General features: G+C 42.4%; 31 protein-coding genes. 26 read left to right on the top strand and 5 right to left on the bottom strand.

Annotated elements, in window-relative coordinates:
• The 25 genes from rplV to dnaK all read left to right on the top strand — a co-directional run bounded on the left by rplV (position 1) and on the right by dnaK (position 14,996).
• Positions 1–429, top strand: a complete 429-nt coding sequence (gene rplV / locus ABD772_RS09410) for a 50S ribosomal protein L22 (RefSeq protein WP_345103215.1) — start codon at positions 1–3, stop codon at positions 427–429.
• Positions 430–434: 5 nt separating this feature from the next.
• Positions 435–1,274, top strand: a complete 840-nt coding sequence (gene rpsC, locus ABD772_RS09415; protein WP_345103217.1) for a 30S ribosomal protein S3 — start codon at positions 435–437, stop codon at positions 1,272–1,274.
• A gap of 49 nt (positions 1,275–1,323) precedes the next feature.
• On the top strand, positions 1,324–1,746 hold the full coding sequence (gene rplP, locus ABD772_RS09420; protein WP_345103219.1) for a 50S ribosomal protein L16: 423 nt from the start codon (positions 1,324–1,326) through the stop codon (positions 1,744–1,746).
• Between the two features lie 90 nt (positions 1,747–1,836).
• Positions 1,837–2,046, top strand: a complete 210-nt coding sequence (gene rpmC, locus ABD772_RS09425) for a 50S ribosomal protein L29 (RefSeq protein WP_345103220.1) — start codon at positions 1,837–1,839, stop codon at positions 2,044–2,046.
• A gap of 18 nt (positions 2,047–2,064) precedes the next feature.
• Positions 2,065–2,319, top strand: coding sequence for a 30S ribosomal protein S17 (rpsQ, locus tag ABD772_RS09430; protein ID WP_345103222.1), 255 nt, complete (start codon positions 2,065–2,067; stop codon positions 2,317–2,319).
• 1 nt (position 2,320) lies between these two features.
• On the top strand, positions 2,321–2,689 hold the full coding sequence (gene rplN, locus ABD772_RS09435) for a 50S ribosomal protein L14 (RefSeq protein WP_066006038.1): 369 nt from the start codon (positions 2,321–2,323) through the stop codon (positions 2,687–2,689).
• 1 nt (position 2,690) lies between these two features.
• The gene (rplX, locus tag ABD772_RS09440; RefSeq protein WP_345103225.1) at positions 2,691–3,026 is read left to right on the top strand and encodes a 50S ribosomal protein L24; all 336 of its coding nucleotides are present in this window, start codon (positions 2,691–2,693) and stop codon (positions 3,024–3,026) included.
• Positions 3,026–3,595, top strand: a complete 570-nt coding sequence (rplE, locus tag ABD772_RS09445) for a 50S ribosomal protein L5 (protein WP_345103227.1) — start codon at positions 3,026–3,028, stop codon at positions 3,593–3,595. Before rplX ends, rplE begins: the two co-directional genes overlap by 1 nt.
• Positions 3,588–3,857 carry a 30S ribosomal protein S14 gene (gene rpsN, locus ABD772_RS09450; protein WP_345103229.1) on the top strand — a complete coding sequence of 90 codons (270 nt, stop codon included), beginning with the start codon at positions 3,588–3,590 and terminating at the stop codon, positions 3,855–3,857. The genes rplE and rpsN overlap by 8 nt, the downstream gene beginning before the upstream one ends.
• 136 nt (positions 3,858–3,993) lie before the next feature.
• Positions 3,994–4,392, top strand: a complete 399-nt coding sequence (gene rpsH / locus ABD772_RS09455; RefSeq protein ID WP_425562824.1) for a 30S ribosomal protein S8 — start codon at positions 3,994–3,996, stop codon at positions 4,390–4,392.
• Positions 4,393–4,412: 20 nt separating this feature from the next.
• A complete protein-coding gene (gene rplF, locus ABD772_RS09460) occupies positions 4,413–4,970 on the top strand; it encodes a 50S ribosomal protein L6 (RefSeq protein ID WP_345103231.1) in 558 nt (185 codons plus the stop codon).
• A gap of 5 nt (positions 4,971–4,975) precedes the next feature.
• A complete protein-coding gene (rplR, locus tag ABD772_RS09465; RefSeq protein ID WP_345103233.1) occupies positions 4,976–5,332 on the top strand; it encodes a 50S ribosomal protein L18 in 357 nt (118 codons plus the stop codon).
• A 99-nt stretch (positions 5,333–5,431) separates the two neighbouring features.
• Complete coding sequence (gene rpsE / locus ABD772_RS09470; protein ID WP_345103235.1) at positions 5,432–5,950, top strand: 30S ribosomal protein S5; 519 nt, start codon at positions 5,432–5,434, stop codon at positions 5,948–5,950.
• 5 nt (positions 5,951–5,955) lie between these two features.
• Positions 5,956–6,135, top strand: a complete 180-nt coding sequence (gene rpmD, locus ABD772_RS09475) for a 50S ribosomal protein L30 (protein WP_345103237.1) — start codon at positions 5,956–5,958, stop codon at positions 6,133–6,135.
• Positions 6,136–6,139: 4 nt separating this feature from the next.
• Positions 6,140–6,586 (top strand): 50S ribosomal protein L15, encoded by a 447-nt coding sequence (gene rplO, locus ABD772_RS09480; RefSeq protein WP_345103239.1) that lies wholly within the window; start codon positions 6,140–6,142, stop codon positions 6,584–6,586.
• Positions 6,587–6,605: 19 nt separating this feature from the next.
• The gene (secY, locus tag ABD772_RS09485) at positions 6,606–7,946 is read left to right on the top strand and encodes a preprotein translocase subunit SecY (RefSeq protein WP_345103241.1); all 1,341 of its coding nucleotides are present in this window, start codon (positions 6,606–6,608) and stop codon (positions 7,944–7,946) included.
• A gap of 6 nt (positions 7,947–7,952) precedes the next feature.
• A complete protein-coding gene (map, locus tag ABD772_RS09490; protein WP_345103243.1) occupies positions 7,953–8,741 on the top strand; it encodes a type I methionyl aminopeptidase in 789 nt (262 codons plus the stop codon).
• Positions 8,742–8,808: 67 nt separating this feature from the next.
• Positions 8,809–9,027, top strand: a complete 219-nt coding sequence (gene infA / locus ABD772_RS09495; protein WP_022833270.1) for a translation initiation factor IF-1 — start codon at positions 8,809–8,811, stop codon at positions 9,025–9,027.
• Positions 9,028–9,038: 11 nt separating this feature from the next.
• Positions 9,039–9,155, top strand: a complete 117-nt coding sequence (ykgO, locus tag ABD772_RS09500; RefSeq protein ID WP_022833269.1) for a type B 50S ribosomal protein L36 — start codon at positions 9,039–9,041, stop codon at positions 9,153–9,155.
• Between the two features lie 73 nt (positions 9,156–9,228).
• On the top strand, positions 9,229–9,606 hold the full coding sequence (rpsM, locus tag ABD772_RS09505; RefSeq protein WP_345103261.1) for a 30S ribosomal protein S13: 378 nt from the start codon (positions 9,229–9,231) through the stop codon (positions 9,604–9,606).
• A gap of 135 nt (positions 9,607–9,741) precedes the next feature.
• Entirely contained in the window at positions 9,742–10,131 is a 390-nt protein-coding gene (gene rpsK / locus ABD772_RS09510) for a 30S ribosomal protein S11 (protein ID WP_345103263.1), read from the top strand.
• A gap of 67 nt (positions 10,132–10,198) precedes the next feature.
• Entirely contained in the window at positions 10,199–10,807 is a 609-nt protein-coding gene (gene rpsD / locus ABD772_RS09515) for a 30S ribosomal protein S4 (RefSeq protein ID WP_345103265.1), read from the top strand.
• 97 nt (positions 10,808–10,904) lie between these two features.
• The gene (locus tag ABD772_RS09520; RefSeq protein ID WP_345103267.1) at positions 10,905–11,897 is read left to right on the top strand and encodes a DNA-directed RNA polymerase subunit alpha; all 993 of its coding nucleotides are present in this window, start codon (positions 10,905–10,907) and stop codon (positions 11,895–11,897) included.
• 193 nt (positions 11,898–12,090) lie between these two features.
• Positions 12,091–12,717, top strand: coding sequence for a 50S ribosomal protein L17 (gene rplQ / locus ABD772_RS09525; protein WP_345103269.1), 627 nt, complete (start codon positions 12,091–12,093; stop codon positions 12,715–12,717).
• A gap of 359 nt (positions 12,718–13,076) precedes the next feature.
• Positions 13,077–14,996 carry a molecular chaperone DnaK gene (dnaK, locus tag ABD772_RS09530; protein ID WP_345103271.1) on the top strand — a complete coding sequence of 640 codons (1,920 nt, stop codon included), beginning with the start codon at positions 13,077–13,079 and terminating at the stop codon, positions 14,994–14,996.
• A 154-nt stretch (positions 14,997–15,150) separates the two neighbouring features.
• On the opposite strand, the gene ABD772_RS09535 is transcribed toward dnaK, so the two are convergent.
• The 5 genes from ABD772_RS09535 to ABD772_RS09555 form a co-directional block, all read right to left on the bottom strand.
• Positions 15,151–17,409: a glycoside hydrolase family 31 protein gene (locus ABD772_RS09535; RefSeq protein ID WP_345103273.1), complete on the bottom strand. Its 2,259-nt coding sequence runs from the start codon at positions 17,407–17,409 to the stop codon at positions 15,151–15,153.
• 144 nt (positions 17,410–17,553) lie between these two features.
• Positions 17,554–18,456, bottom strand: coding sequence for a nucleotidyltransferase family protein (locus ABD772_RS09540; protein WP_345103275.1), 903 nt, complete (start codon positions 18,454–18,456; stop codon positions 17,554–17,556).
• 58 nt (positions 18,457–18,514) lie between these two features.
• On the bottom strand, positions 18,515–19,630 hold the full coding sequence (locus ABD772_RS09545) for a M42 family metallopeptidase (protein WP_345103277.1): 1,116 nt from the start codon (positions 19,628–19,630) through the stop codon (positions 18,515–18,517).
• 94 nt (positions 19,631–19,724) lie between these two features.
• Positions 19,725–20,138: a GNAT family N-acetyltransferase gene (locus ABD772_RS09550; protein WP_345103279.1), complete on the bottom strand. Its 414-nt coding sequence runs from the start codon at positions 20,136–20,138 to the stop codon at positions 19,725–19,727.
• Positions 20,139–20,302: 164 nt separating this feature from the next.
• Positions 20,303–21,844 (bottom strand): acyl-CoA carboxylase subunit beta, encoded by a 1,542-nt coding sequence (locus ABD772_RS09555; protein WP_345103281.1) that lies wholly within the window; start codon positions 21,842–21,844, stop codon positions 20,303–20,305.
• Positions 21,845–21,944: 100 nt separating this feature from the next.
• Here ABD772_RS09555 and ABD772_RS09560 point away from each other — a divergent pair, with 100 nt between their 5' ends.
• Complete coding sequence (locus ABD772_RS09560; protein WP_345103282.1) at positions 21,945–22,274, top strand: hypothetical protein; 330 nt, start codon at positions 21,945–21,947, stop codon at positions 22,272–22,274.
• The last annotated feature ends 54 nt before the right edge of the window (positions 22,275–22,328 follow it).

Raw genomic sequence — 22,328 nt, forward strand, 5'->3', positions numbered from 1 at the left:
ATGGAAGCAACAACTAAAATCAAAAAGTCTGTATTGATCAGACAACGCAAAGAGCAAGAGAAGGCTCAGCAAGGTGGCGCTTCTGTTGCGAAACTGCAGAACTGTCCAACTTCACCACGCAAAATGCGTTTGGTAGTTGACTTGATCCGCGGTGTTGAAGTTGAGAAAGCGTTAAACACTTTGAAGTTCTTAAATAAAGAAGCAGCAATCCGTGTTGAAAAGCTTTTGGTATCAGCTATCAAAAACTGGGAAGCTAAAAATGAAGGTCAACGTGTTGAAGACAGCAACCTGGTAGTAAAAGAAGTATCAGTAGGCGGTGGTCGTCAAAACAAAAGAATGCGTCCGGCTCCTCAAGGCAGAGGTTACCGTATCCGCAAACGTTCAAACCACGTAACGCTAATTGTAGGCTCTAAAAACGATATCAATTAATTAAAATGGGACAGAAAGCACATCCAATAGGTAACAGATTAGGAATCATCAGAGGTTGGGATTCTAACTGGTTCGGTGGCAACAACTACTCCGATAAATTAGTTGAAGACGAAAAGATCCGCAAATACTTATCAGCACGTATCAACAAAGGTGGCGTGTCTAAAATAGTTATCGAGCGTACTTTAAAACGTATCACTGTAACTATCCACACTGCCCGTCCGGGTATTGTGATTGGTAAAGGTGGTGCAGAGGTTGATAAAATTAAAGAAGAGTTGAAAAAACTTACCAAGAAAGAAGTTCAGATCAACATCTTTGAGATTAAACGCCCCGAGCTTGACGCACAACTTGTAGCTGAAGGCATAGCAAAACAACTTGAAGCACGTATCTCTTTCCGTCGTGCCATGAAAACTTCAATAGCTTCAACCATGCGTATGGGTGCTGAAGGAATTAAAGTAATGACATCAGGCCGTTTAGGTGGCGCTGAGATGGCACGTAGCGAACAATATAAAGAAGGAAGAATCCCATTGCACACTTTCCGTGCAGACATTGATTATGCATTAGGCGAAGCCTTAACAACTTATGGTAAAATAGGTGTTAAAGTTTGGATATGCAAAGGCGAGGTTTATGGCAAACGCGATCTGTCACCAAACATTGGTGGTACCAGCAGCGCCAGCGGTAAAGGTGGTCGTCCGGAAAGCTCAGGCGGTTACGGTGATCGCAGAGGCAATGAAAGAGGTGGTGAACGTGGTGGCGAGCGCAGAGGCGATCGTAAACCAGGTGGTAACAACCGCCCGGGTGGCCAAAACAGAGGCGGTAACAACCGCGGTGGTGCACCAAGAAGATAATAACAGAAGGTTAGATTAATATATCGAGACGATATAAAAGCTTAAGAAAATGCTACAGCCAAAAAGAACGAAGTTCAGAAAGATGCAAAAAGGCAGAATGAAAGGTTTAGCCACTCGTGGTGCTGAACTGTCATTTGGATCTTTCGGTGTAAAATCACTCGAAGCGGCCTGGATTACCAGCCGTCAGATCGAGGCTGCACGTATTGCTGTAACACGTTACATGAAACGTGAGGGCCAGGTGTGGATCAGGATTTTCCCTGACAAACCTGTAACTAAAAAACCAGCAGAGGTACGTATGGGTAAAGGTAAAGGTGCTCCGGAATATTGGGTAGCGGTAGTTCGCCCCGGAAGGATCATTTTTGAAGCAGAGGGTGTACCTTTGGAAGTTGCAAAAGAGGCATTACGCCTTGCAGCCCAAAAGTTACCGGTACAAACAAGATTTGTTGTACGTAAAGATTACGTAGAAGCATAAATAAAAGTTAGCAGTTTTGAGTTTGCGGTTGTCAACTAACCATATGTGAGCTTGGAACTAAAAACTCAAACACTAATAGAATAATTGAAAATGAAGAACTCAGAAATTACAGGCCTCGCAACTGAAGAGTTGGTTGCAAAGATCAGCGAGGAGAGAGCAAATCTTACCAAGCTTAAATTTGCACATGCGGTTTCAGCGATTGAGAACCCGAGCCGCATTACAAAAGTGCGCAAGGATATTGCTCGTTTAAATACTGAATTAACTAAGCGTAAGGCAGCGCAAGCTTCTGAACAAAATTAATTTTACGCGTCGAGGAAAATGGAAAGAAATTTAAGAAAAACACGTACCGGCCTGGTAGTAAGCAATAAGATGCAAAAATCTATTGTGGTTTCTGTGGAACGGAAGGTGAAGCACCCGATTTATGGTAAGTTTATTAAGAAAACTACCAAATTTATAGCTCATGACGAGGAGAATACCTGCGGTATCGGCGATACGGTAATGATCATGGAGACTCGTCCGCTGAGCAAGAGCAAAAATTGGAGATTAGTTCAAATTTTAGAAAGAGCTAAATAAGATGGTACAACAGGAATCAAGATTAAATGTAGCTGATAACAGCGGCGCTAAGGAAGTTTTAGTGATCCGTGTGTTAGGCGGTACCGGTAAAAGATACGCCTCCATTGGTGATAAGATTGTAGTGACCGTTAAAAGCGCGCTGCCTTCTGGTAACATCAAAAAAGGTACAGTATCAAAAGCCGTTGTGGTTAGAACCAAAAAAGAGATCCGCAGAAAAGATGGTTCATACATCCGTTTCGATGATAACGCGGCTGTTTTGTTAAACAACCAGGATGAGCCGAGAGGCACACGTATCTTTGGCCCTGTTGCAAGAGAATTGCGTGAGAAACAATTTATGAAAATTGTATCATTAGCACCGGAGGTATTGTAACATGGAAAAGAAAACACAAGCAAAATTAAAGATCCGTAAAGGTGATTTAGTTAAAGTTATAGCCGGCGATTCAAAAGGGTCACAAGGTAAAGTAGTAGAAGTATTAGTAGCCAAAAACAGAGCTATTGTTGAAGGCGCTAACATGGTATCAAAACATACCAAACCTAATGCTGCTAACCCTAACGGCGGTATCATTAAACAAGAAGCTGCCATACACATTTCAAACCTGGCTTTGGTTGATCCAAAATCAGGTGCTGCAACCCGTGTAGGCCGTAAATTGAATGGTGCCGGTAAACTGGTAAGAGTAGCTAAAAAATCAGGGGAGGAAATCAAGTAATGGAATACACACCACGATTAAAATCGAAATATAAATCAGAGATACGCACCGCGCTGAAAGATAAATTTCAGTACAAAAGCGTAATGCAAGTGCCAAAACTGGAAAAAATTGCAATTAACCAGGGTGTTGGTGGTGCTACTACCGATAAGAAACTGATCGAGAACACCATTACTGAGTTAACTACTATTACTGGTCAGTTAGCTGTTGCTTCAAAGTCTAAAAAAGATATCTCAAACTTCAAATTGCGTAAAAACATGCCGGTAGGCGTACGTGTAACTTTGCGCGACAATAATATGTATGAGTTCTTAGATCGTTTGATCTCTGTTGCTTTACCACGTATCCGCGATTTCAAAGGTATCAACGATAAAGGTTTTGACGGAAGAGGTAACTATACTTTAGGTATTACCGAGCAAATCATTTTCCCTGAAATCAATATTGATAAAATTAACAAAATTCAGGGTATGGATATTACCTTTGTAACCTCTGCTACCAACGATGTTGAAGCATTAGAGTTACTTAAGCAATTTGGTTTACCATTTAAAAATCAAACTCCAACTAACAATGGCTAAAGAAGGTGTAAAAGCGCGTGAAGTAAAACGTGCTAAGTTAGTAGCAAAATATGCTGAAAAAAGAGAGGCTTTAAAAGCAGCCGGTGATTATGTAGCTTTAGATGCGCTTCCAAAAGCGGCGTCGCCTGTAAAACTGCATAACCGTTGCAAATTAACTGGCCGTCCTCGTGGTTATATGCGTCAGTTTGGTATTTCGCGTGTTACATTCCGCGAAATGGCATTAGCCGGCAAGATCCCGGGAGTAAAAAAGGCTTCTTGGTAAAAAGCGTAAAGCTGAAAGACTAAAGCAGAAAGCTTGAGCCTTCGGCTTTTTGCTTTAAGCTTAAATAAAAGAATTAACCGATGGCAGGTCGTCTCTGGTGTTAGGAGAAGGAAACCACTATCACAAACAATAAATAATGAATACAGATCCAATCGCAGATTATCTTACCCGGGTAAGAAATGCTATTAAAGCCAACCACAGGGTTGTTGAGATTCCTGCATCTAATCTTAAAAAAGAAATAACCAAAGTTCTTTTTGACAAAGGTTACATTGCAAACTACAAGTTTGAAGAGAATGGTCCGCAAGGCACAATTAAAGTAGCTTTAAAGTACCACCCAATCACCAAAATTTCTGCTATCCGTTCAATTGACCGTATCAGCAGACCAGGTTTCAGAAAATATGCAGGCACAGGCAATATGCCACGCGTATTAAATGGTTTAGGTATCGCTATCCTGTCAACTTCTCACGGTGTAATGACCGATAAAGAAGCGCGTCAACAAAACGTAGGTGGCGAAGTTTTATGCTACGTTTATTAATCAGGAGGAGGAATTAAGCAATGTCAAGAGTAGGAAAATCACCAATACCAGTACCTGCAGGCGTAACTATTACCGTATCTGAAGATAATGTAGTTACAGTAAAAGGCCCTAAAGGCGAACTGCAGCAAGCGGTGGATAAAGATATTAAAGTTGTTCAGGAAGGTACTGAAGTTTTAGTTCAACGTCCAACTGATCAAAAGCGCCACAAAGCATTACATGGTTTATACCGTGCTTTGTTAAATAATATGGTTGTTGGCGTAACAACCGGTTACAAAATTGAGCAAGAATTAGTAGGTGTGGGTTACCGCGCAACTAATAATGGTAATACCTTAGATTTAGTGTTGGGTTTCTCTCACCACTATGTATTTGAGTTACCAAAAGAAATTAAAGTTTCAACTACTGCTGAAAAGGGTAAAAACCCAACCATTATTCTGGAATCAAACGATAAGCAATTGATTGGCCAGGTAGCAGCTAAAATACGTTCGTTACGTGCACCGGAGCCTTACAAAGGTAAAGGTATCAAGTTTGTTGGCGAAGTATTGAGAAGAAAAGCAGGTAAATCAGCATCTAAAAAATAATCGTCATGGCAGCTAGAGCGAAATTATCAAGAAGAGACAGAATTAAAATGGGTATCAGAAAGCGCCTTTCAGGCTCTGCAACCCGTCCTCGTTTGTCAGTGTACAGAAGCAATAAAGGTATTTATGCACAGATCATTGACGATGTAACAGGAAAAACATTGGTATCAGCATCATCTTTGTCAAAAGAATTTAGCGCTGATGGTACTAAGTCAGATCAGTCGGTAGCAGTGGGTAAATTAGTTGCCCAAAAAGCTGTTGCAGCTGGCATTAAAGATGTAGTTTTTGACAGGAACGGATATTTGTATCACGGTCGTGTTAAATCACTGGCTGAAGGTGCACGTGAGGGTGGGTTAAATTTCTAATTAGTGAATTAATGAATTAGCGGATGAGTGAATGTTTGAATAAATAGTCAAGAAATCACACATTCACTAATTCACTCAATCACTCAATAAAAAAAGAAAATGTCAACAATCAACATAAAAAGAGTAAAAACCAGCGAGATCGAATTAAAAGATCGTTTGGTAAGCATACAGCGTGTAGCCAAAGTAACCAAAGGTGGCCGTACCTTTAGCTTCTCTGCCATTGTGGTAGTAGGTGATGAGCACGGTGTTGTAGGTTACGGTTTAGGTAAAGCAAAAGAGGTTACTGAAGCTATTGCAAAAGGTATTGATGATGCTAAAAAGAATCTGGTAAAGGTTCCGATCATTAACAACACTATACCTCATGAGCAAATAGGTAAATTTTCTGGCGGTTTTGTATTCTTAAAACCTGCAGCAAACGGTACCGGTGTAATTGCCGGTGGTGCGATGCGTGCAGTATTAGAATCTGCAGGTGTACATAATGTACTTGCAAAATCAAAGGGATCATCAAACCCCCACAACGTGGTTAAAGCAACCGTATCTGCATTATCACAATTACGTGATGCACATACTGTAGCACAACAACGCGGTATTAGTTTAGGTAAAGTTTTTAACGGATAATTATCATGGCGAAGATCAAAATTACCCAGATTAAGAGCGTAATCGATAGAACCGAGCGCCAAAAAAAGACAGTGCAGGCACTGGGCTTAAAGAAAATTAACCACAGCGTGGAAGTTGAAGCTACTGCGGCTATTATAGGTATGGTTAGAAAAGTTAATCACCTGGTAGCGGTAGAAAATATTTAATATCATGAATTTAAGTAATCTAAAACCTGCAAAAGGTTCAACTAAAAATAGAAAGAGAATTGGTCGCGGTACAGGTTCTGGCCGTGGTGGTACATCAACCCGTGGCCATAAAGGTGCCGGTTCACGCTCAGGTACAAGCACTAAGATAGGTTTTGAAGGTGGCCAGATGCCATTACAACGCCGTACTCCAAAGGTGGGCTTTAAGAACCCTAACCGTGTTGAGTATGTTGGTGTTAACCTTGACGTGTTACAGCAACTGACTGAAAAATATACGCTGTCAACTATCGACTTTGCTACGTTAAGAGAGCATGGTTTGGCATCAAAGAACGACTTAGTGAAAATCTTAGGTCGTGGCGAATTAAAGGCCAAGTTAGAAGTTTCAGCACACGCATTTACTGCTACTGCCCAAAAAGCTATTGAAGCAGCAGGCGGTTCTGTAGTTAAGCTTTAATCATAAGCTATAAATCTAAATGAAGAAGTTTTTCACCACAATATCCAATATCTGGAAAATTGAAGACTTAAGAGTGCGTATTATTAACACACTCTTATTTCTTTTAATATATCGCGTAGGATCTTTTGTTCGCTTACCGGGAGTTAGTGATGCTGTTGCATCAAAAGGCAAGGCTGAAGGTCTGGTAGGTTTGTTAAACATGTTCGCAGGAGGTTCGTTTTCACGGGTCTCTATTTTCGCGTTAGGTGTTATGCCTTATATCTCTGCTTCTATTGTGATGCAGTTACTGGGCATAGCAGTTCCTTATTTTGCCAAAATGCAAAAAGACGGCGAAAGCGGACGTAACAAGATCAACCAGTGGACACGGTATCTGACCATCGCTATCACTGCTTTACAAGCTGCTGCTTACTTGCAATCGCAAGTAACGGCCGATGAGATGCTGATCAGCAACCCACTGTTTACCGTGATGAATACGTTTGTATTAACCTCAGGCACTTTATTTGTAATGTGGTTAGGTGAAAAAATTACTGATAAAGGTATTGGTAATGGCATTTCATTAATTATCATGGTGGGTATCATTGCCCAATTGCCAGGTGCGTTTGTGGCCGAATTCCAGAACCGTACAAGCGGTAGTGGTGGTTTAATTACCTTTATTGTTGAGTTGGTAGCTTTGTTAGGTGTGGTGATGTTTACTGTATTAATTGTGCAAGGTACCCGTAAGGTAGCTGTACAATATGCGAAGCGTATTGTAGGTAACAAACAATATGGTGGTGTACGTCAATACATCCCTTTAAAGGTAACAGCTGCAGGTGTTATGCCTATCATCTTTGCGCAGGCATTGATGTTCTTGCCGGCAACATTTGCCTCATACTTCACAAGCTTGTCTTCTAACAGCATAATGATAGCCTTGTCAAATTACAATTCGTGGTTACACAATTTGTTGTTTGCCATACTAATTATTGTGTTCACTTATTTCTATACAGCTATTACGGTTAACCCGAAACAAATGGCTGAGGATATGAAAAAGAACAATGGTTTTATACCGGGTGTTAAGCCGGGTGAAGCGACAACCAATTATATTGATGATATCATATCAAAGATAACGTTGCCAGGTTCTATATTTTTGGCAATAGTAGCTATCATACCAGCGGTTATAAGTATGTTTGGTGTTAACACCTTGTTTTCAAGATTCTTTGGCGGGACATCGCTGATAATTCTGGTACAAGTTGTTTTGGATACTTTACAGCAGATAGAAAGCCATTTGTTAATGCGCCATTACGATGGTTTAATGAAAACCGGCAGAATTACCGGCCGTACATCAATACCTGCTGCTACCGGAATTACGCCGACAGCAATATAATTCAGAATGTCGAAAATTTACTATAAGTCTGCCGAGGAGATAGAGCTTATCAGAGAAAGTTCTTTGCTGGTTGCAAAGACACATGGAGAGATAGCGAAAGTTATAAGACCAGGCATACAGACTATAGAATTAGACAAACTTGCAGAAACTTTTATACGTGATAATGGTGGGGTTCCGGCCTTTTTAAACTACGGAGGTTTCCCTTATTCGCTTTGTATCTCATTAAATGATCAGGTAGTACACGGTTTCCCTGGTAATCATATTTTGAAAGATGGTGATCTGGTATCTGTCGACTGCGGCGTGATACTGAATAAGTACTATGGCGACTCGGCTTTTACATTTGCTATTGGCGAAGTAAGCGACCAGGTTAAGACTTTAATGCGTGTAACCCGCGAGTGTTTAGATAAAGGTATTGAGAAAGCAATAGTGGGTAACCGCATAGGCGATATTGGTTACGCCGTACAAGAGCATGCCGAAAAGCATGGCTTTGGTGTGGTAAAAGAACTGGTAGGCCACGGCGTAGGGTTGAAGCTGCATGAAAAACCAGAAGTACCTAATTACGGTAAACGCGGATCGGGCATAAAATTAGAGGAAGGCATGGTAATAGCCATCGAACCGATGATCAATGCCGGGCGTGCCGGAGTTAAATTTTGGGATGACGGCTGGACCGTATCAACCGTCGACGGTAAAGCATCTGCCCATTACGAACACACCGTAGCAGTAAAAAAGAGCAAAGCAGATATCCTTTCATCGTTTGAATATGTTGACGAGGTTTTAAAAGAAAAAATAAATTAATTAAAAATATTTTATTAATTTTGCGTCCCGGTTTTGGGGCGGATAATCAAGTAATAATCAGTAAAATATGGCAAAACAATCTTCGATTGAGCAAGACGGTACAATTCGGGAGGCGTTATCAAACGCAATGTTCAGGGTTGAACTTGAAAATGGTCATGAGATTATTGCGCACATATCAGGTAAAATGCGCATGCATTATATCAAAATATTACCTGGCGACCGCGTAAAACTGGAGATGAGCCCTTATGATTTGACCAAGGGTAGAATAACGTACAGATATAAATAATAAATATAGAGATGAAAGTTAGAGCATCCATCAAAAAACGTAGCGCTGATTGCAAAATCATCCGTCGTAACGGGAAACTTTATGTGATCAACAAAAAGAACCCGAAATTTAAACAACGTCAGGGATAATTAGAAAAGGCATTGTAAGTATCCGTACAACGGTGGCCCGCCGTTCGGTCTTACTAAAAAACAATTTACAAATATGGCAAGGATTTCAGGTATTGATTTACCAAAGAATAAGAGAGGCGAGATAGGTTTAACCTACATTTACGGTATTGGCCGTTCTAAAGCCCAGGAAATTTTAACTAAAGCCGGTATTGACTTTAATACTAAAGTTCAAGACTGGAATGACGACCAATTAGCTGCGATTCGTACGATCATCAACGACGAAGTAAAAGTTGAAGGTGCTCTGCGTTCAGAAGTACAATTAAACATCAAACGTTTAATGGATATTGGTTGCTACCGTGGTACACGTCACCGTAAAGGTTTACCATTACGCGGTCAGCGCACAAAAAACAACTCACGTACCCGTAAAGGTAAACGTAAGACAGTTGCTAACAAGAAAAAAGTTACTAAGTAATAAATGATTAATGATTAAGGAGCACGATTGATTCGCTGCTCTTTAGTCATTAGGAACAGACAAATTAAAACGGTTAATGGGTCCGAATTATTCAATAATTCAGTAATTCATTCAATCAATAATTAAAAAGAAAAAATGGCTAAAGCTAAAAAAGTTACCAAAAAACGTATTGTTGTTGTTGAGTCTGTAGGCGAAGCACACATCAATGCAACCTTTAACAATATCATTATCACTTTAACTAATAAAACCGGTCAGGCTATTTCATGGTCATCAGCTGGTAAAATGGGTTTTAAAGGTTCAAAAAAGAACACTCCTTACGCGGCTGGTCAGGCTGCTGCAGATTGCGGCAAAACCGCTTACGACTTAGGTTTACGTAAAGTAGAAGTATTTGTAAAAGGCCCGGGTTCTGGTCGCGAATCGGCTATCCGTACTTTACAAACTACCGGTATTGAGGTAACTACTATTAAAGATATCACACCACTTCCGCACAACGGATGTCGTCCTTCAAAAAGAAGAAGAGTTTAATTCACTATTTTTTTAAAGCTAAGATTCGGCAGCTGCGGGCTGCTTGATACTTTAAAACACACAAACAATGGCAAGATATACAGGCCCAAAATCAAAAATTGCACGCCGTTTTCGCGAACCGATCTTCGGTGCGGATAAAGCGTTAGAAAGAAAAAATTACCCCCCAGGCCAGCATGGCTCTTCAAAAAGAAGAGGCAAACAGTCTGAGTATGCGGTACAGTTAATGGAGAAACAAAAAGTTAAATATACTTATGGTGTATTAGAGCGTCAGTTCGAAAACTTATTTCACCGTGCTTCAGCTAAAGAAGGCATCACCGGCGAAAACTTATTGAAGTTTTTAGAAGCTCGTTTAGACAATGCTGTATACCGTTTAGGTATAGCTCCTACACGTTCAGCTGCCCGTCAGTTGGTTGGCCACAAACACATCACTGTAAACGGTGAAGTAGTAAACATTGCTTCTTACCAAGTTAAAGCTGGTGACGTTATTGCAGTACGCGAAAAATCAAAATCTCTGGAAGCTATTGTTAATTCGGTAGCAGGCCACAGGGTTACAAAATATAGCTGGTTAGAATGGGATGCTAACACCTTAACAGGTAAATTCCTAAACTATCCAAACCGTGACGAGATTCCGGAAAACATTAAGGAAAATCTGATCGTCGAGTTATACTCTAAATAATAACGACATTATTACGCAAAATGATTGGCATATTCTGTCAATCATTTTTGTGGTTTAAAATCATCCAAATTAAGTAAACAATAAATAAAGGATATAAATGGCAATATTAGCATTTCAGAAACCAGACAAGGTTATCATGCAAAAGTCGACCGATTTTGAAGGGACGTTTGAATTTCGTCCGTTGGAGCCGGGCTTTGGTGTAACCATTGGTAATGCGTTACGTCGTATATTACTTTCATCGCTTGAAGGTTATGCAATTACCTCAGTACGTTTCTCAGGTGTATCGCATGAGTTTTCAACTATAAAAGGAGTTGTTGAAGACGTTACCGAGATCATCTTAAACTTAAAACAAGTTAGGTTTAAAAAGACAGGTGAGTCTGGCGACAGCGAAAAAGTTTTCGTGATCATCAACGGTCAGGATGCTTTTAAGGCTGGTGATATCACTAAATTTTCAAATAACTTTACAGTATTAAATCCTGAGCTGGTTGTATGCAATATGGATACTGCTGTAACACTTGAGATTGAGTTCACTATCAACAAAGGCCGTGGTTACGTTGCCAGCGAAGAGAATAAAAACCCTGATGCCAACGTTGGCGTTATCGCTATCGACTCGATCTATACGCCAATCAAAAACGTAAAATACACTATAGAGAACTATCGCGTTGAGCAAAAAACCGACTACGAGAAATTAGTATTGGATATTGCTACAGACGGTTCTATCCATCCTGAAGACGCGCTGAAAGAAGCTGCTAAGATCCTGATCCAGCACTTTATGTTATTTAGCGACGAAAACATGATGTTAGAAGCTCAGGCTAAAGAAGAAACTAAAGAAGTTGACGAGGAAATCCTGCACATGCGCAAGATCCTTAAGACTGAGTTGGTCGATCTTGACCTGTCTGTACGTGCGTTAAACTGCTTAAAAGCAGCTGATATCCGCAGCCTGGCTGACCTGGTGTCATACGACGTAGCTGATATGCTGAAATTCAGGAACTTTGGTAAAAAATCACTGACTGAGATTCAGGATCTGGTAAAATCAAAAGGTCTTTCTTTCGGCATGAATTTGTCGAAATTTAAATTAGACGAAGAATAAAAACAGAGTCAGGAATTAAGGATCAGGATCAGTGTGTCTTGACTCTTAATTCCTGAATTTAATAAAACAGAGTTTTATAGTGAGGCGATCTCACTAACTCCAAACACAAATTTTTAACGGAGTATTTGCATAATTCCGCGGGCTTGACTGCAAAGCCGCCCAACGGTATGCACGTGCCACAAAACAAAAAACAATGAGACACGGTAAAAAACACAACCACTTAGGCCGTACTACCAGCCATCGCAAAGCGATGATGAGTAACATGGCTACATCGCTTATCTTACACAAGCGTATTACTACTACTTTAGCTAAAGCAAAAGCTTTACGCGTTTATGTAGAACCTATCCTGACTAAAGGAAAAGACGATACTACACACTCACGTCGTACAGTATTTAGCTACCTGCAAGACAAAGAAGCTACTACTATCCTGTTCCGCGAAATTGCTGAGAAAATTGCTAGCCGCCCCGGTGGTTACACTCGTATCATCAAATTAGAAAACCGTTTAGGTGACAACGCTGAAATGGCGATCATTGAGTTGGTTGACTACAATACTACTTACGGTACAGATACAGCACAAGCTGCTAAGAAATCAACACGTCGTCGTGGTGGTTCAGGCAAAGGCAAAGCCGAAGCTCCGGCTGCAAGCGCTGCAGTAACTCCTGCTGACGAAACCCCGGTTGCTGAAACTGCTGTCGAAGAGGCACCAGTTGCTGAAACTGCAGTTGAAGAAGCTCCGGCAGCTGAAGAGGCTCTGGCAGCAGAAGAAGCACCAGAGGCTCCAGCTGCTGAAGGCGAAGAAAACGCTGAAAAAGGCGAATAATTCTCTGACGCAAAATGTTGCGTCTTTACAGTATAGAAAAACGCCCTGTTCGATTATCGAGCAGGGCGTTTTCTATTTATATCAAATTCATCGTAGAGACGCACATTTTGCGTCTCTTGTGGCTTAAATTTATGCATGGATTGATTATGACGGTTTGAGATGCAAAATATTGCGTCTCTACTGGTTTTCTCCTGCCAACCTGTCACCACAATCCGACACAATTCTGACGAAATAATACGCGGTTATTAGTATAAACCGACACTTTGAACACTAAAAACTGCCAAACCCAATTTGGCACAGGCATTGATTATACCTTGTTGTAAACAGAAACAATCTATACAAAGGAAATCTATAATCATATGTCTAAAATAATCGGAATCGACTTAGGAACAACAAACTCTTGCGTAGCTGTAATGGAAGGTAACGAACCTGTAGTTATAGCCAACAGTGAGGGCAAACGTACTACGCCGTCAGTAGTGGCTTTTATCGACAACGGCGAGCGTAAAGTAGGTGATCCTGCCAAGCGTCAGGCTATTACAAATCCTACAAAAACTATTTCTTCTATCAAACGCTTCATGGGTAACCAGTTTAACGAGGTTACTAAAGAGGCTGACCGTGTACCTTACAACGTGGTTAAAGGTGATAACAACACCCCGCGTGTTGAGATAGGCGATCGTAAATATACGCCGCAGGAGATCTCTGCTATGATCCTTCAAAAAATGAAGAAAACTGCGGAGGATTTCCTGGGTACCGAAGTAACTGAAGCGGTTATTACCGTACCGGCTTACTTTAATGATGCACAGCGTCAGGCTACTAAAGAAGCCGGCGAAATTGCAGGTCTGAAAGTTCGTCGTATCATCAATGAGCCTACTGCAGCTGCGTTGGCCTATGGTCTGGATAAAGCGCATAAAGACATGAAAATTGTCGTGTTTGACTGCGGTGGTGGTACGCACGACGTGTCTGTATTAGAGTTAGGCGATGGCGTATTCGAAGTAAAATCAACCGACGGTGATACTCACTTAGGTGGTGATGACTTTGACCAGGTGATCATTGACTGGATGGCAGACGAATTCAAAAGCGATGAGGGTGTTGACCTGCGTAAAGACCCAATGGCTTTACAACGTTTAAAAGAATCTGCAGAGAAAGCAAAAATCGAATTGTCAAGCTCAACACAAACCGAGATCAACTTACCATACATTACTGCTGCCGACGGTATGCCTAAGCACCTGGTTAAGACTTTAACCCGTGCAAAATTTGAGCAACTGGCCGACAGCCTGATCAAACGTACTATTGAACCTTGTAAAACTGCTTTGAAAAATGCAGGTTACGGCGTAGGCGATATCGACGAGATCATCCTGGTGGGTGGTTCAACCCGTATTCCAGCTATTCAGGATGCCGTTCAGAAATTCTTCGGCAAAGCACCTTCAAAAGGTGTAAACCCTGACGAAGTTGTGGCTATTGGTGCTGCTATTCAAGGTGGTGTATTAACCGGTGAGGTTAAAGACGTGTTACTATTAGATGTTACTCCACTGTCATTAGGTATCGAGACTATGGGTGGCGTGATGACAAAACTGATCGAGTCGAACACTACTATTCCTACCAAGAAATCTGAAGTGTTCTCGACTGCATCTGATAATCAGCCATCTGTTGAGATCCACATCCTGCAAGGCGAGCGCCCTATGGCTTCAGGCAACCGTACCATTGGCCGTTTCCACCTGGACGGTATTCCACCGGCACCTCGTGGCGTGCCGCAGGTTGAAGTAACTTTTGATATTGATGCCAACGGTATATTGCATGTGTCTGCAAAAGATAAAGCCACCGGTAAAGAGCAAAAGATCCGTATCGAAGCTTCATCGGGCTTAACTGATGCCGAGATCAAGAAAATGAAAGAAGAAGCTGAAGCTAACGCTGATGCGGACAGAGCTGCGAAAGAAGAAGTTGAAAAACTGAACAGCGCTGACGCCTTGATCTTTAGCACCGAAAAACAATTAAAAGAATTTGGTGATAAGTTACCGGCTGACAAAAAAGCACCTATCGAGGAAGGTTTGAACAAACTGAAAGCCGCTTACAGCGCTAAAAACCTTGCTGAGATTGAAACTGCTCAGGCCGAGCTGAACACTGCCTGGACTGCTGCTTCTGAAGAGATGTACAAAGCATCTGCCGAAGCCGGCCAACAGCCAGGTGCTGACGCAGGCGCAGGTGCCGGTCAAGGTGCGCAAGACCACGGTGACACTGTAACTGACGTTGACTTTGAAGAAGTGAAAGACGACAGCAAATAATTTTCTCAATATATTAGTTAAAAGGGCCAACCGGATTCGGTTGGCCCTTTTGTTATTTAATGTCATTGCGAGCGAGGAACGACGTAGCAATCGCAAGGACCATTGTTCGCGTCCTAACAGCTATCGGGACGCCGCTACGCTCGCAATGACAACATTAATAATTAATGGTAAGCAGGTCATTGCTCTGTTTAACCTCAACATCCGGCATCTTTGCAAACCCATGCCAAATCAAACGCAGTTTTGAATACCTGGAAATATATATGCCTTCGACCGGCGAAAACGTCACTTCTTTTTTCTGCGGATTAAAAGTTATGCTCCGTTTATAATATACCCCTTGTTGATAGTCGTAAGTAACACCATCATCCTCATAATAAATAAACGAATTAGCTTGATCTCCATTCCAGATATGTATTTGTAAAATACCGTCTCCCGGTTCATTTGTACTTTGGATGATATTCTGCATGGGTACAATGCCGCCGGCTTTTACAAACACGGGCAGCTCAGTTAATGGAGATGGCACATCAATAGTCTGATTGCCAACAAATTTTTCATCACTGCTTAAACGATACCACTCACCGCCGGGCAAATAAACCTCAGCGGTTTCAGCAGTACTTACCACCGGTGCAACTAAAATAGAATCGCCAAATAAAAACTGGTTTTGAAAGCCGCTGTCGTAAATGTTTTCGTCGTCGGTATAATCAATAGCCAATGTACGGCTCAATGGTAAACCGGTTTGAGTAGATTGATAGAACCCTGAATAGATATATGGCAGCAATTTATAACGCTGCTCAATATCTTTTTTAATGATCTGCTCATAAGCTTCACCCCATTGCCATGGCTCACGCATGGACATACCCAGGGCAGCATGATTGCGGAACATTGGCACGTATGGCCCCAGCGAGTTCCAACGCACCATTAATTCAGGAGTTGGGTTACCCATAAACCCACCGATATCAACCCCTGTCATCGGCATTCCTGCCAGGCCCAAACTGTTTACCAGTCGCTGTCCAAACAGCATGTGCTCATCGGTGGCGGCATTGTCGCCCGTCCAGAGAGCCGAATAACGCTGTGTGCCGGCATAAGCGGCACGGGTGAGTATGAATGGTCGTTTCCCTTTTAAAATATGCTTAGTGCCATTGTAAGTTGCTCTGGCCATTTGCATGCCGTAAACGTTGCGCACTTGAGGCATAAAGCGCTCACCGAATTTTACCATCCACGGTATATTCTGCCCCCAGGCCGCAGGCTCATTCATGTCGTTCCAAAACCCTTCTACGCCGGGGTCTGCCAGAGCGTCAAAGGAGGCACCCCACCATTCGCGTACTTCTTCATTGAAAAAATCGGGGAAGTGACAGCGGCCCGGCCAAACGCTGCCGACATAGAGCTCGCCGTTTGGATAGGTGGCAAAATACCCGTGGTCGACACCTTCTTTATATTGTTTGTAGTCCTGATCTATTTTAATCCCGGGATCGACTATCGTCACTAATCTAAAATCCATCGACTTCAGCTCATCGATCATTCCTTTAGGGTCGGGAAATGTTTCCTTATTCCAGGTAAATATCTTGTACCCGTCCATGTAATCGATATCGCAATACATGACATCCGCAGGAATATCCTTTTCTCTGAATTTTCTGGCGACGTCCAGCACCTCTTGTGCGTTCATGTAGCTCCAACGGCATTGCTGATAGCCCAGGCTCCATAACGGCGGCATTTCCATGCGACCGGTTAGCCAGGTGTAATCCTCCAGAATATTTCGTAACCCCTGCGCGCCGAAGAAATAATAGTTCATATCGCCACCGTCGGCCCCAAACCAGCTCATTTGCTCGTCTGTAGATGCCCCAAAGTCAAAGTAGCTTTTATGCGTATTATCGAAAAATAGCCCATAGCTTAATCCACTATGCAGGCCGATAAAAAAAGGAAAGGTTTTATAAAGCGGATCAGATGTAATAGTATGCAGCGCGGCATCGGTATTCCAATTCACGTAGTTGCAGCCGCGACGGTTCAGGTCGCCGGCCTTTTCGCCTAAGCCCAGAAATTTTTCATCCGGATATAATTTGCGATAATTAACCACCCGCTCGGCCTGCCAGTTGATGCCGAAGCGCGGATCGTCCTCGCTTAACGGTTTCCCATCCGCAGTAAAAAAACTAAAACGTAGGGGATGCAGATCGATCACCAGTTTTAAAGCCGATGTTGTTACCTCGACGGTATCTGTCAATTTTTGCCAGTTAAAATTATCCAGCGGTTTTTCAATAACGGCGAACGATTCATCTGGCTCCTTGCCATTTTTAGTAACACATATCCGGATAATAGTAGGACTATAAACCCACACACGGGCCTCGGCTTGGGCGGTTTTGATGAGTAGTGAATTATCTTGCCTGGTGATGGAATCGGCATTGCCTAAAATAGCTATCTGCATGTTTAAACAACACCGGCGACGATTTTTTGGTTTTGGGAATTGGAGATTAGTCTTTTATCAAAATGACAAGCTGATAGGTTAATTTTATATAACAAAAAAATCCCGCCATAAGGCAGGATTTTTCTTTATGACAATCTTTAAAGATTAATCCCAAAGATTAGCCGGATAAACACCGTTGGCGATCAATTCTGAAATTGATTTTTGTACAATAGGTTTGTCTTCTTTATAAGTTACGCCAAACCATTTTGAACCGGTAGGGATCACTTTAAATTTGGCGGTGTTTGTTTTGATCAGTTTATCAGCCACCAATGGAATGAAAAACTCAGCTTTCGGATTACCTTCATTAGCCTCAACAAACTCGCGGAACATTGGCTCACTTTGCGCAAAAACAGCGGGAGTAAAACCCCAGAAGTTCATAGATACACGGGTGTCAGTTGTTAGCGGATGCTCGCCGGTGGTGTCTTTATAGGCCACGCTGCCATCTTCTTTAAAATAAACTTCGGTACGTTCATTTACCGCGGTCATGTAGCCTTCGGCATTAACCTCGCAAACACCGCGCGATACTGAACCATGGTCAGACAAAGTACGGTCAATCTGGTAACCAATTAATGAGTAATTATCATCGGCCGCTTCGGTGGTTAAAAATTTAACCATTTTCTCGAATGAATCGTAACCATAGTAGTCGTCGGCATTGATAACGCAAAACGGCTCATTGATCTGGTTACGGGCAGCTAATACTGCGTGGGCAGTGCCCCAAGGTTTTGCGCGCTCAATTTCTTTATCAATGCCAAAAGGTTTCAGGTCGAAATTTTGGTAAACGTAATCAGTTTCAATACGGCCTTTTAGTTTCGGTTCAAAAATGGCTTTAAATGGTTCGGCAAATTCTTCACGGATGATGAAGCTAACTTTGCCGAAGCCTGCTTTAATTGCGTCATAAATCGAATAGTCAATAATAGTTTCGCCATTAGGGCCAAAGCCATCAATTTGCTTCATACTGCCATAGCGGCTGGCCATCCCTGCGGCCAATATCAATAATGTTGGTTTCATAAATTATCGTTGGGCTTTTGCACCCGGTATGTCAAACGTTGTAAAGGTTAAAGTGTTTTTATTTGATATATCTGAAATCCTGTCCATCTTTTATGTTCAGCAATGACTCATAGATCAGGCGGATCACATTATCGCAATCTTCTTTATGAACCATCTCAACGGTGGTGTGCATATAGCGCAGACACAATGAAATCAATGCCGACGGCACGCCGTCGTTTGAGTAGGCGAACGCATCAGTGTCTGTACCGGTTGAGCGTGATGATGCCTGGCGCTGGAATGGAATACCTGCGTTTTCGGCACTGTCCATTAATAATTTGTTCAGATTGTTTTGTACTGCAGGAGCATAAGATACCACCGGCCCGCGACCACAGGCTAAATCGCCCTGGGTAATTTTGCTGATCATCGGCGTTTGGGTATCGTGGGTAACGTCGGTAACAATGGCCACATTTGGTTTAATGCGATGGGCGATCATTTCAGCGCCACGCAAACCAATTTCTTCCTGTACGGCATTTACGATATATAAGCCAAACGGCAATTTCTTTTTGTTCTCTTTTAACAGACGGGCAACCTCGGCAATCATAAAGCCACCAACGCGGTTGTCTAATGCGCGGCCAACATAATAACGATCATTCAGAACAATAAACTCATCCTCATAAGTAATTACACAACCCACGTGGATGCCTAAATTTTCAACTTCTTCTTTTGAGGTGGCACCGCAGTCAAGGAAAATGTTTTTCAGGGTTGGAGCTTCTTCTTTCTCGCCACCTAAACGGGTATGAATTGCCGGCCAGCCGAATACCGCTTTAACAATGCCATTTTCGGTATGGATATTAACACGTTTTGACGGCGCTATCTGGTGATCAGAGCCACCATTGCGGATAACATAGATCAAGCCGTCGTTAGTGATATAGTTAACGAACCATGATATCTCATCAGCATGAGCTTCAATAACAACTTTATACTCAGCTTCAGGGTTGATAATTGCTACGGCTGTACCATAATTGTCTACATAATGATCATCAACATAAGGTTTGATATAATCAAGCCATAATTCCTGACCTTTCCACTCAAAACCGGTGGGCGAAGGGTTGTTTATATATCTTTCAAGAAACTGAAGGGACTTATCTGTTACTACTGCAACGTGTTCTTTTTTATCTGATTTTTTCTTAGACATAGTGATGTTTCACGGCCTTTAAAGCCCGTAGCTGCAAATATAACAAAGCATTGGTAAGCTGAAAGAAAAAAGCGGAAAGCTAAGCTGTTAGCCTTTATATTCGAATAATCTTCTCCATGATCTCATAGTCGAAACCATTCTTTGAAAATGGCTCACCAATACGCTCGAAATCAAATTGCAAATAAAATCCAATAGCCGATACCCGTGCATTACACCAGATACGCTGTGCTCCTTCGGCTACAGCAAAATTCGTGATATAATCTAAAAGTGCCGTACCAACACCGGTGCCCTGTGCCTCAGCCATCACGGCAAATTTCCTGAATTGGAAGTCGGTACCATCCTGAAACAAGGACACCACGCCAACGAGGTCAATATTTCTAAAAGCCCCGAAATGATAGCCAAATTTGTCCTCTTCCATCTCCATTTCATATAAAGGAGATTCAGGGTATAATACCTCACGCCGTAAGCGCCAGGTAAGTTCGGGGCGTATTTGTTCGATGGATAGCATAGGTATGTGTTTTTGTTGGCGGTGAAACCCCTCCCTGCCCTCCCGATGGAGGGAATCGCTTTAATAGTTTTATATTATCATATAGAAAGGAAAATCCCTCCCTCGGGAGGGCAGGGAGGGGTTTCACAAACTATTCTAATAAACTCAAAAATCCTCCCTCCAAATCAAAGCGGTATATTCCCATGTTTTTTCCGCGGATTATTCACCACCTTATTTTCCAGCATCTTAAAGGCGTGAATCAATTTTAATCGGGTTTCAGATGGCTCGATCACCTCGTCAATAAAGCCCCGCTCGGCGGCACGGTAGGGGTTAGCGAAGATGTCAGAATATAGCTGTTCTTTTTCTCTCCATTTTGCTTCAGGGTCTTCGGCCTGATTGATTTCGCGCTTAAAGATAATCTCGGCAGCGCCTTTGGCACCCATTACAGCAATCTCGGCAGACGGCCAGGCAAAGTTCATGTCGGCACCAATGTGCTTGGAGTTCATGACATCGTAAGCACCTCCATAAGCTTTACGGGTTATTACAGTAACGCGCGGAACAGTGGCCTCGCAAAAGGCATATAACAGTTTAGCGCCGTTGGTAATGATGGCATTCCACTCCTGGTCGGTGCCCGGTAAGAAGCCCGGTACATCTTCGATAACTAACAGCGGAATATTAAAACTATCGCAAAAACGCACAAACCGCGCGCCTTTGGTAGATGAATGCCGGTCTAACACGCCTGCCAAAAATGCCGGCTGATTGGCAATAATGCCAATGCTTCGGCCAGCCAGTCGGGCAAAGCCTACCACAATGTTTTCGGCGAAATCTTTATGTACCTCTAAAAACGAATCGGTATCTATTAAATGGGCAATGATCTCACGCACATCATATGGCTGCTGAGCGGTTTGCGGCAAGACGTCATTTAGTTCGGGGCGCAACTCATTCGTAGGTTCATAAGGCAGAGCCGGCGCTTTGTCTTCGCAGTTTTGCGGCATATAGCTCAACAACTTTTTGATATGTTGAATAGCATCGATCTCATTAACACAAGCGAAATGCGTTACCCCCGATTTACTGGCATGGGTATTAGCGCCGCCCAGTTCCTCGGATGTCACTATCTCATGGGTAACCGTCTTTACCACGTTAGGGCCGGTAACAAACATGTAAGAGGTGTGCTCAACCATTAATATAAAATCGGTAATGGCAGGCGAATATACTGCCCCGCCTGCACACGGCCCCATAATAGCCGATATTTGCGGAACAACACCCGATGCCATGGTATTTCGGTAAAAAATATCGGCATACCCACCCAAGGACACCACGCCTTCCTGAATCCTTGCCCCGCCTGAATCATTGAGCCCAACTACCGGCGCTCCATTTTTTAGCGCAAGCTCCATGATCTTGCAGATCTTTTCGGCGTGGGTTTCTGATAATGATCCGCCAAAAACTGTAAAATCCTGTGAGTATACATAAACCAACCGACCGTTAATAGTTCCATAGCCGGTAACTACGCCATCGCCCGGATACTTTTCGGTTTGCATACCAAAATCGGTAGACCGGTGGGTAACCAGCATGCCAATCTCCTGGAATGATCCCTCGTCCATTAAAAAGTGCAAACGCTCACGCGCGGTAAGTTTTCCTTTTTTATGCTGACTTTCAATCCGGGTTATGCCGCCGCCTGCCTGCGCTTGTTCGCGTTTATGTTTAAGTGTTTTTATTTTGTTATCCACTGGGGTAAATTATGGTGTAATTTTTAAAAATAACAATTTAATTATACAATAGGCGTTAACAAACAGTATTGTAAACGATACATATCTTATATTTGCCGCAATGCACGCTACGAACAGGAAGTTAATCGGACTGCTATTTATGCTTGTCTTTACCGTGAAGATGTGCATATGCCTCGCGCCGCTATTTACTTTCCTGGACAGTTACACTGTTAAAGCTGCCATCATGCAACTGGAGCAGGAAACCAAAGATGAAAAAGGGAATACCGACAAAGACCCTTTCAAAGAAAAAAGGAGCTTTGACGAATATCTGCTTGTCATATTCCATTTTGATCCGTTTTTGATAGAAACTAATATCCTGCATAACAGCGAACACGCTTTACTGGTGCAATTATACCATCCTATAGTTCCTACGCCGCCTCCCAACGCTTAAATAGACTGTCCCGCGATTTCCACGCGGGATGTTTTATCCTATCTTTTAATTTAT

Source organism: Mucilaginibacter panaciglaebae, from assembly GCF_039539265.1.
Taxonomy (GTDB): domain Bacteria; phylum Bacteroidota; class Bacteroidia; order Sphingobacteriales; family Sphingobacteriaceae; genus Mucilaginibacter; species Mucilaginibacter panaciglaebae.

Excerpts from the sequence above, each read along its gene's own strand:
- ABD772_RS09560 (WP_345103282.1), top strand. The coding sequence starts at position 21,945 with ATGCACGCTACGAACAGGAAGTTAATCGGACTGCTATTTATGCTTGTC.
- rplF (WP_345103231.1), top strand. The coding sequence starts at position 4,413 with ATGTCAAGAGTAGGAAAATCACCAATACCAGTACCTGCAGGCGTAACT.
- rplV (WP_345103215.1), top strand. The coding sequence starts at position 1 with ATGGAAGCAACAACTAAAATCAAAAAGTCTGTATTGATCAGACAACGC.
- dnaK (WP_345103271.1), top strand. The coding sequence starts at position 13,077 with ATGTCTAAAATAATCGGAATCGACTTAGGAACAACAAACTCTTGCGTA.
- rplN (WP_066006038.1), top strand. The coding sequence starts at position 2,321 with ATGGTACAACAGGAATCAAGATTAAATGTAGCTGATAACAGCGGCGCT.
- rplE (WP_345103227.1), top strand. The coding sequence starts at position 3,026 with ATGGAATACACACCACGATTAAAATCGAAATATAAATCAGAGATACGC.
- rpsE (WP_345103235.1), top strand. The coding sequence starts at position 5,432 with ATGTCAACAATCAACATAAAAAGAGTAAAAACCAGCGAGATCGAATTA.
- rplP (WP_345103219.1), top strand. The coding sequence starts at position 1,324 with ATGCTACAGCCAAAAAGAACGAAGTTCAGAAAGATGCAAAAAGGCAGA.
- rplR (WP_345103233.1), top strand. The coding sequence starts at position 4,976 with ATGGCAGCTAGAGCGAAATTATCAAGAAGAGACAGAATTAAAATGGGT.
- rpsQ (WP_345103222.1), top strand. The coding sequence starts at position 2,065 with ATGGAAAGAAATTTAAGAAAAACACGTACCGGCCTGGTAGTAAGCAAT.
- map (WP_345103243.1), top strand. The coding sequence starts at position 7,953 with ATGTCGAAAATTTACTATAAGTCTGCCGAGGAGATAGAGCTTATCAGA.
- rplO (WP_345103239.1), top strand. The coding sequence starts at position 6,140 with ATGAATTTAAGTAATCTAAAACCTGCAAAAGGTTCAACTAAAAATAGA.
- ABD772_RS09540 (WP_345103275.1), bottom strand. The coding sequence starts at position 18,456 with ATGAAACCAACATTATTGATATTGGCCGCAGGGATGGCCAGCCGCTAT.
- ykgO (WP_022833269.1), top strand. The coding sequence starts at position 9,039 with ATGAAAGTTAGAGCATCCATCAAAAAACGTAGCGCTGATTGCAAAATC.
- infA (WP_022833270.1), top strand. The coding sequence starts at position 8,809 with ATGGCAAAACAATCTTCGATTGAGCAAGACGGTACAATTCGGGAGGCG.
- ABD772_RS09550 (WP_345103279.1), bottom strand. The coding sequence starts at position 20,138 with ATGCTATCCATCGAACAAATACGCCCCGAACTTACCTGGCGCTTACGG.
- ABD772_RS09520 (WP_345103267.1), top strand. The coding sequence starts at position 10,905 with ATGGCAATATTAGCATTTCAGAAACCAGACAAGGTTATCATGCAAAAG.
- rpmC (WP_345103220.1), top strand. The coding sequence starts at position 1,837 with ATGAAGAACTCAGAAATTACAGGCCTCGCAACTGAAGAGTTGGTTGCA.
- rplX (WP_345103225.1), top strand. The coding sequence starts at position 2,691 with ATGGAAAAGAAAACACAAGCAAAATTAAAGATCCGTAAAGGTGATTTA.
- rpmD (WP_345103237.1), top strand. The coding sequence starts at position 5,956 with ATGGCGAAGATCAAAATTACCCAGATTAAGAGCGTAATCGATAGAACC.
- ABD772_RS09535 (WP_345103273.1), bottom strand. The coding sequence starts at position 17,409 with ATGCAGATAGCTATTTTAGGCAATGCCGATTCCATCACCAGGCAAGAT.
- rplQ (WP_345103269.1), top strand. The coding sequence starts at position 12,091 with ATGAGACACGGTAAAAAACACAACCACTTAGGCCGTACTACCAGCCAT.
- rpsK (WP_345103263.1), top strand. The coding sequence starts at position 9,742 with ATGGCTAAAGCTAAAAAAGTTACCAAAAAACGTATTGTTGTTGTTGAG.
- secY (WP_345103241.1), top strand. The coding sequence starts at position 6,606 with ATGAAGAAGTTTTTCACCACAATATCCAATATCTGGAAAATTGAAGAC.
- rpsN (WP_345103229.1), top strand. The coding sequence starts at position 3,588 with ATGGCTAAAGAAGGTGTAAAAGCGCGTGAAGTAAAACGTGCTAAGTTA.
- rpsD (WP_345103265.1), top strand. The coding sequence starts at position 10,199 with ATGGCAAGATATACAGGCCCAAAATCAAAAATTGCACGCCGTTTTCGC.
- rpsM (WP_345103261.1), top strand. The coding sequence starts at position 9,229 with ATGGCAAGGATTTCAGGTATTGATTTACCAAAGAATAAGAGAGGCGAG.
- rpsH (WP_425562824.1), top strand. The coding sequence starts at position 3,994 with ATGAATACAGATCCAATCGCAGATTATCTTACCCGGGTAAGAAATGCT.
- rpsC (WP_345103217.1), top strand. The coding sequence starts at position 435 with ATGGGACAGAAAGCACATCCAATAGGTAACAGATTAGGAATCATCAGA.
- ABD772_RS09545 (WP_345103277.1), bottom strand. The coding sequence starts at position 19,630 with ATGTCTAAGAAAAAATCAGATAAAAAAGAACACGTTGCAGTAGTAACA.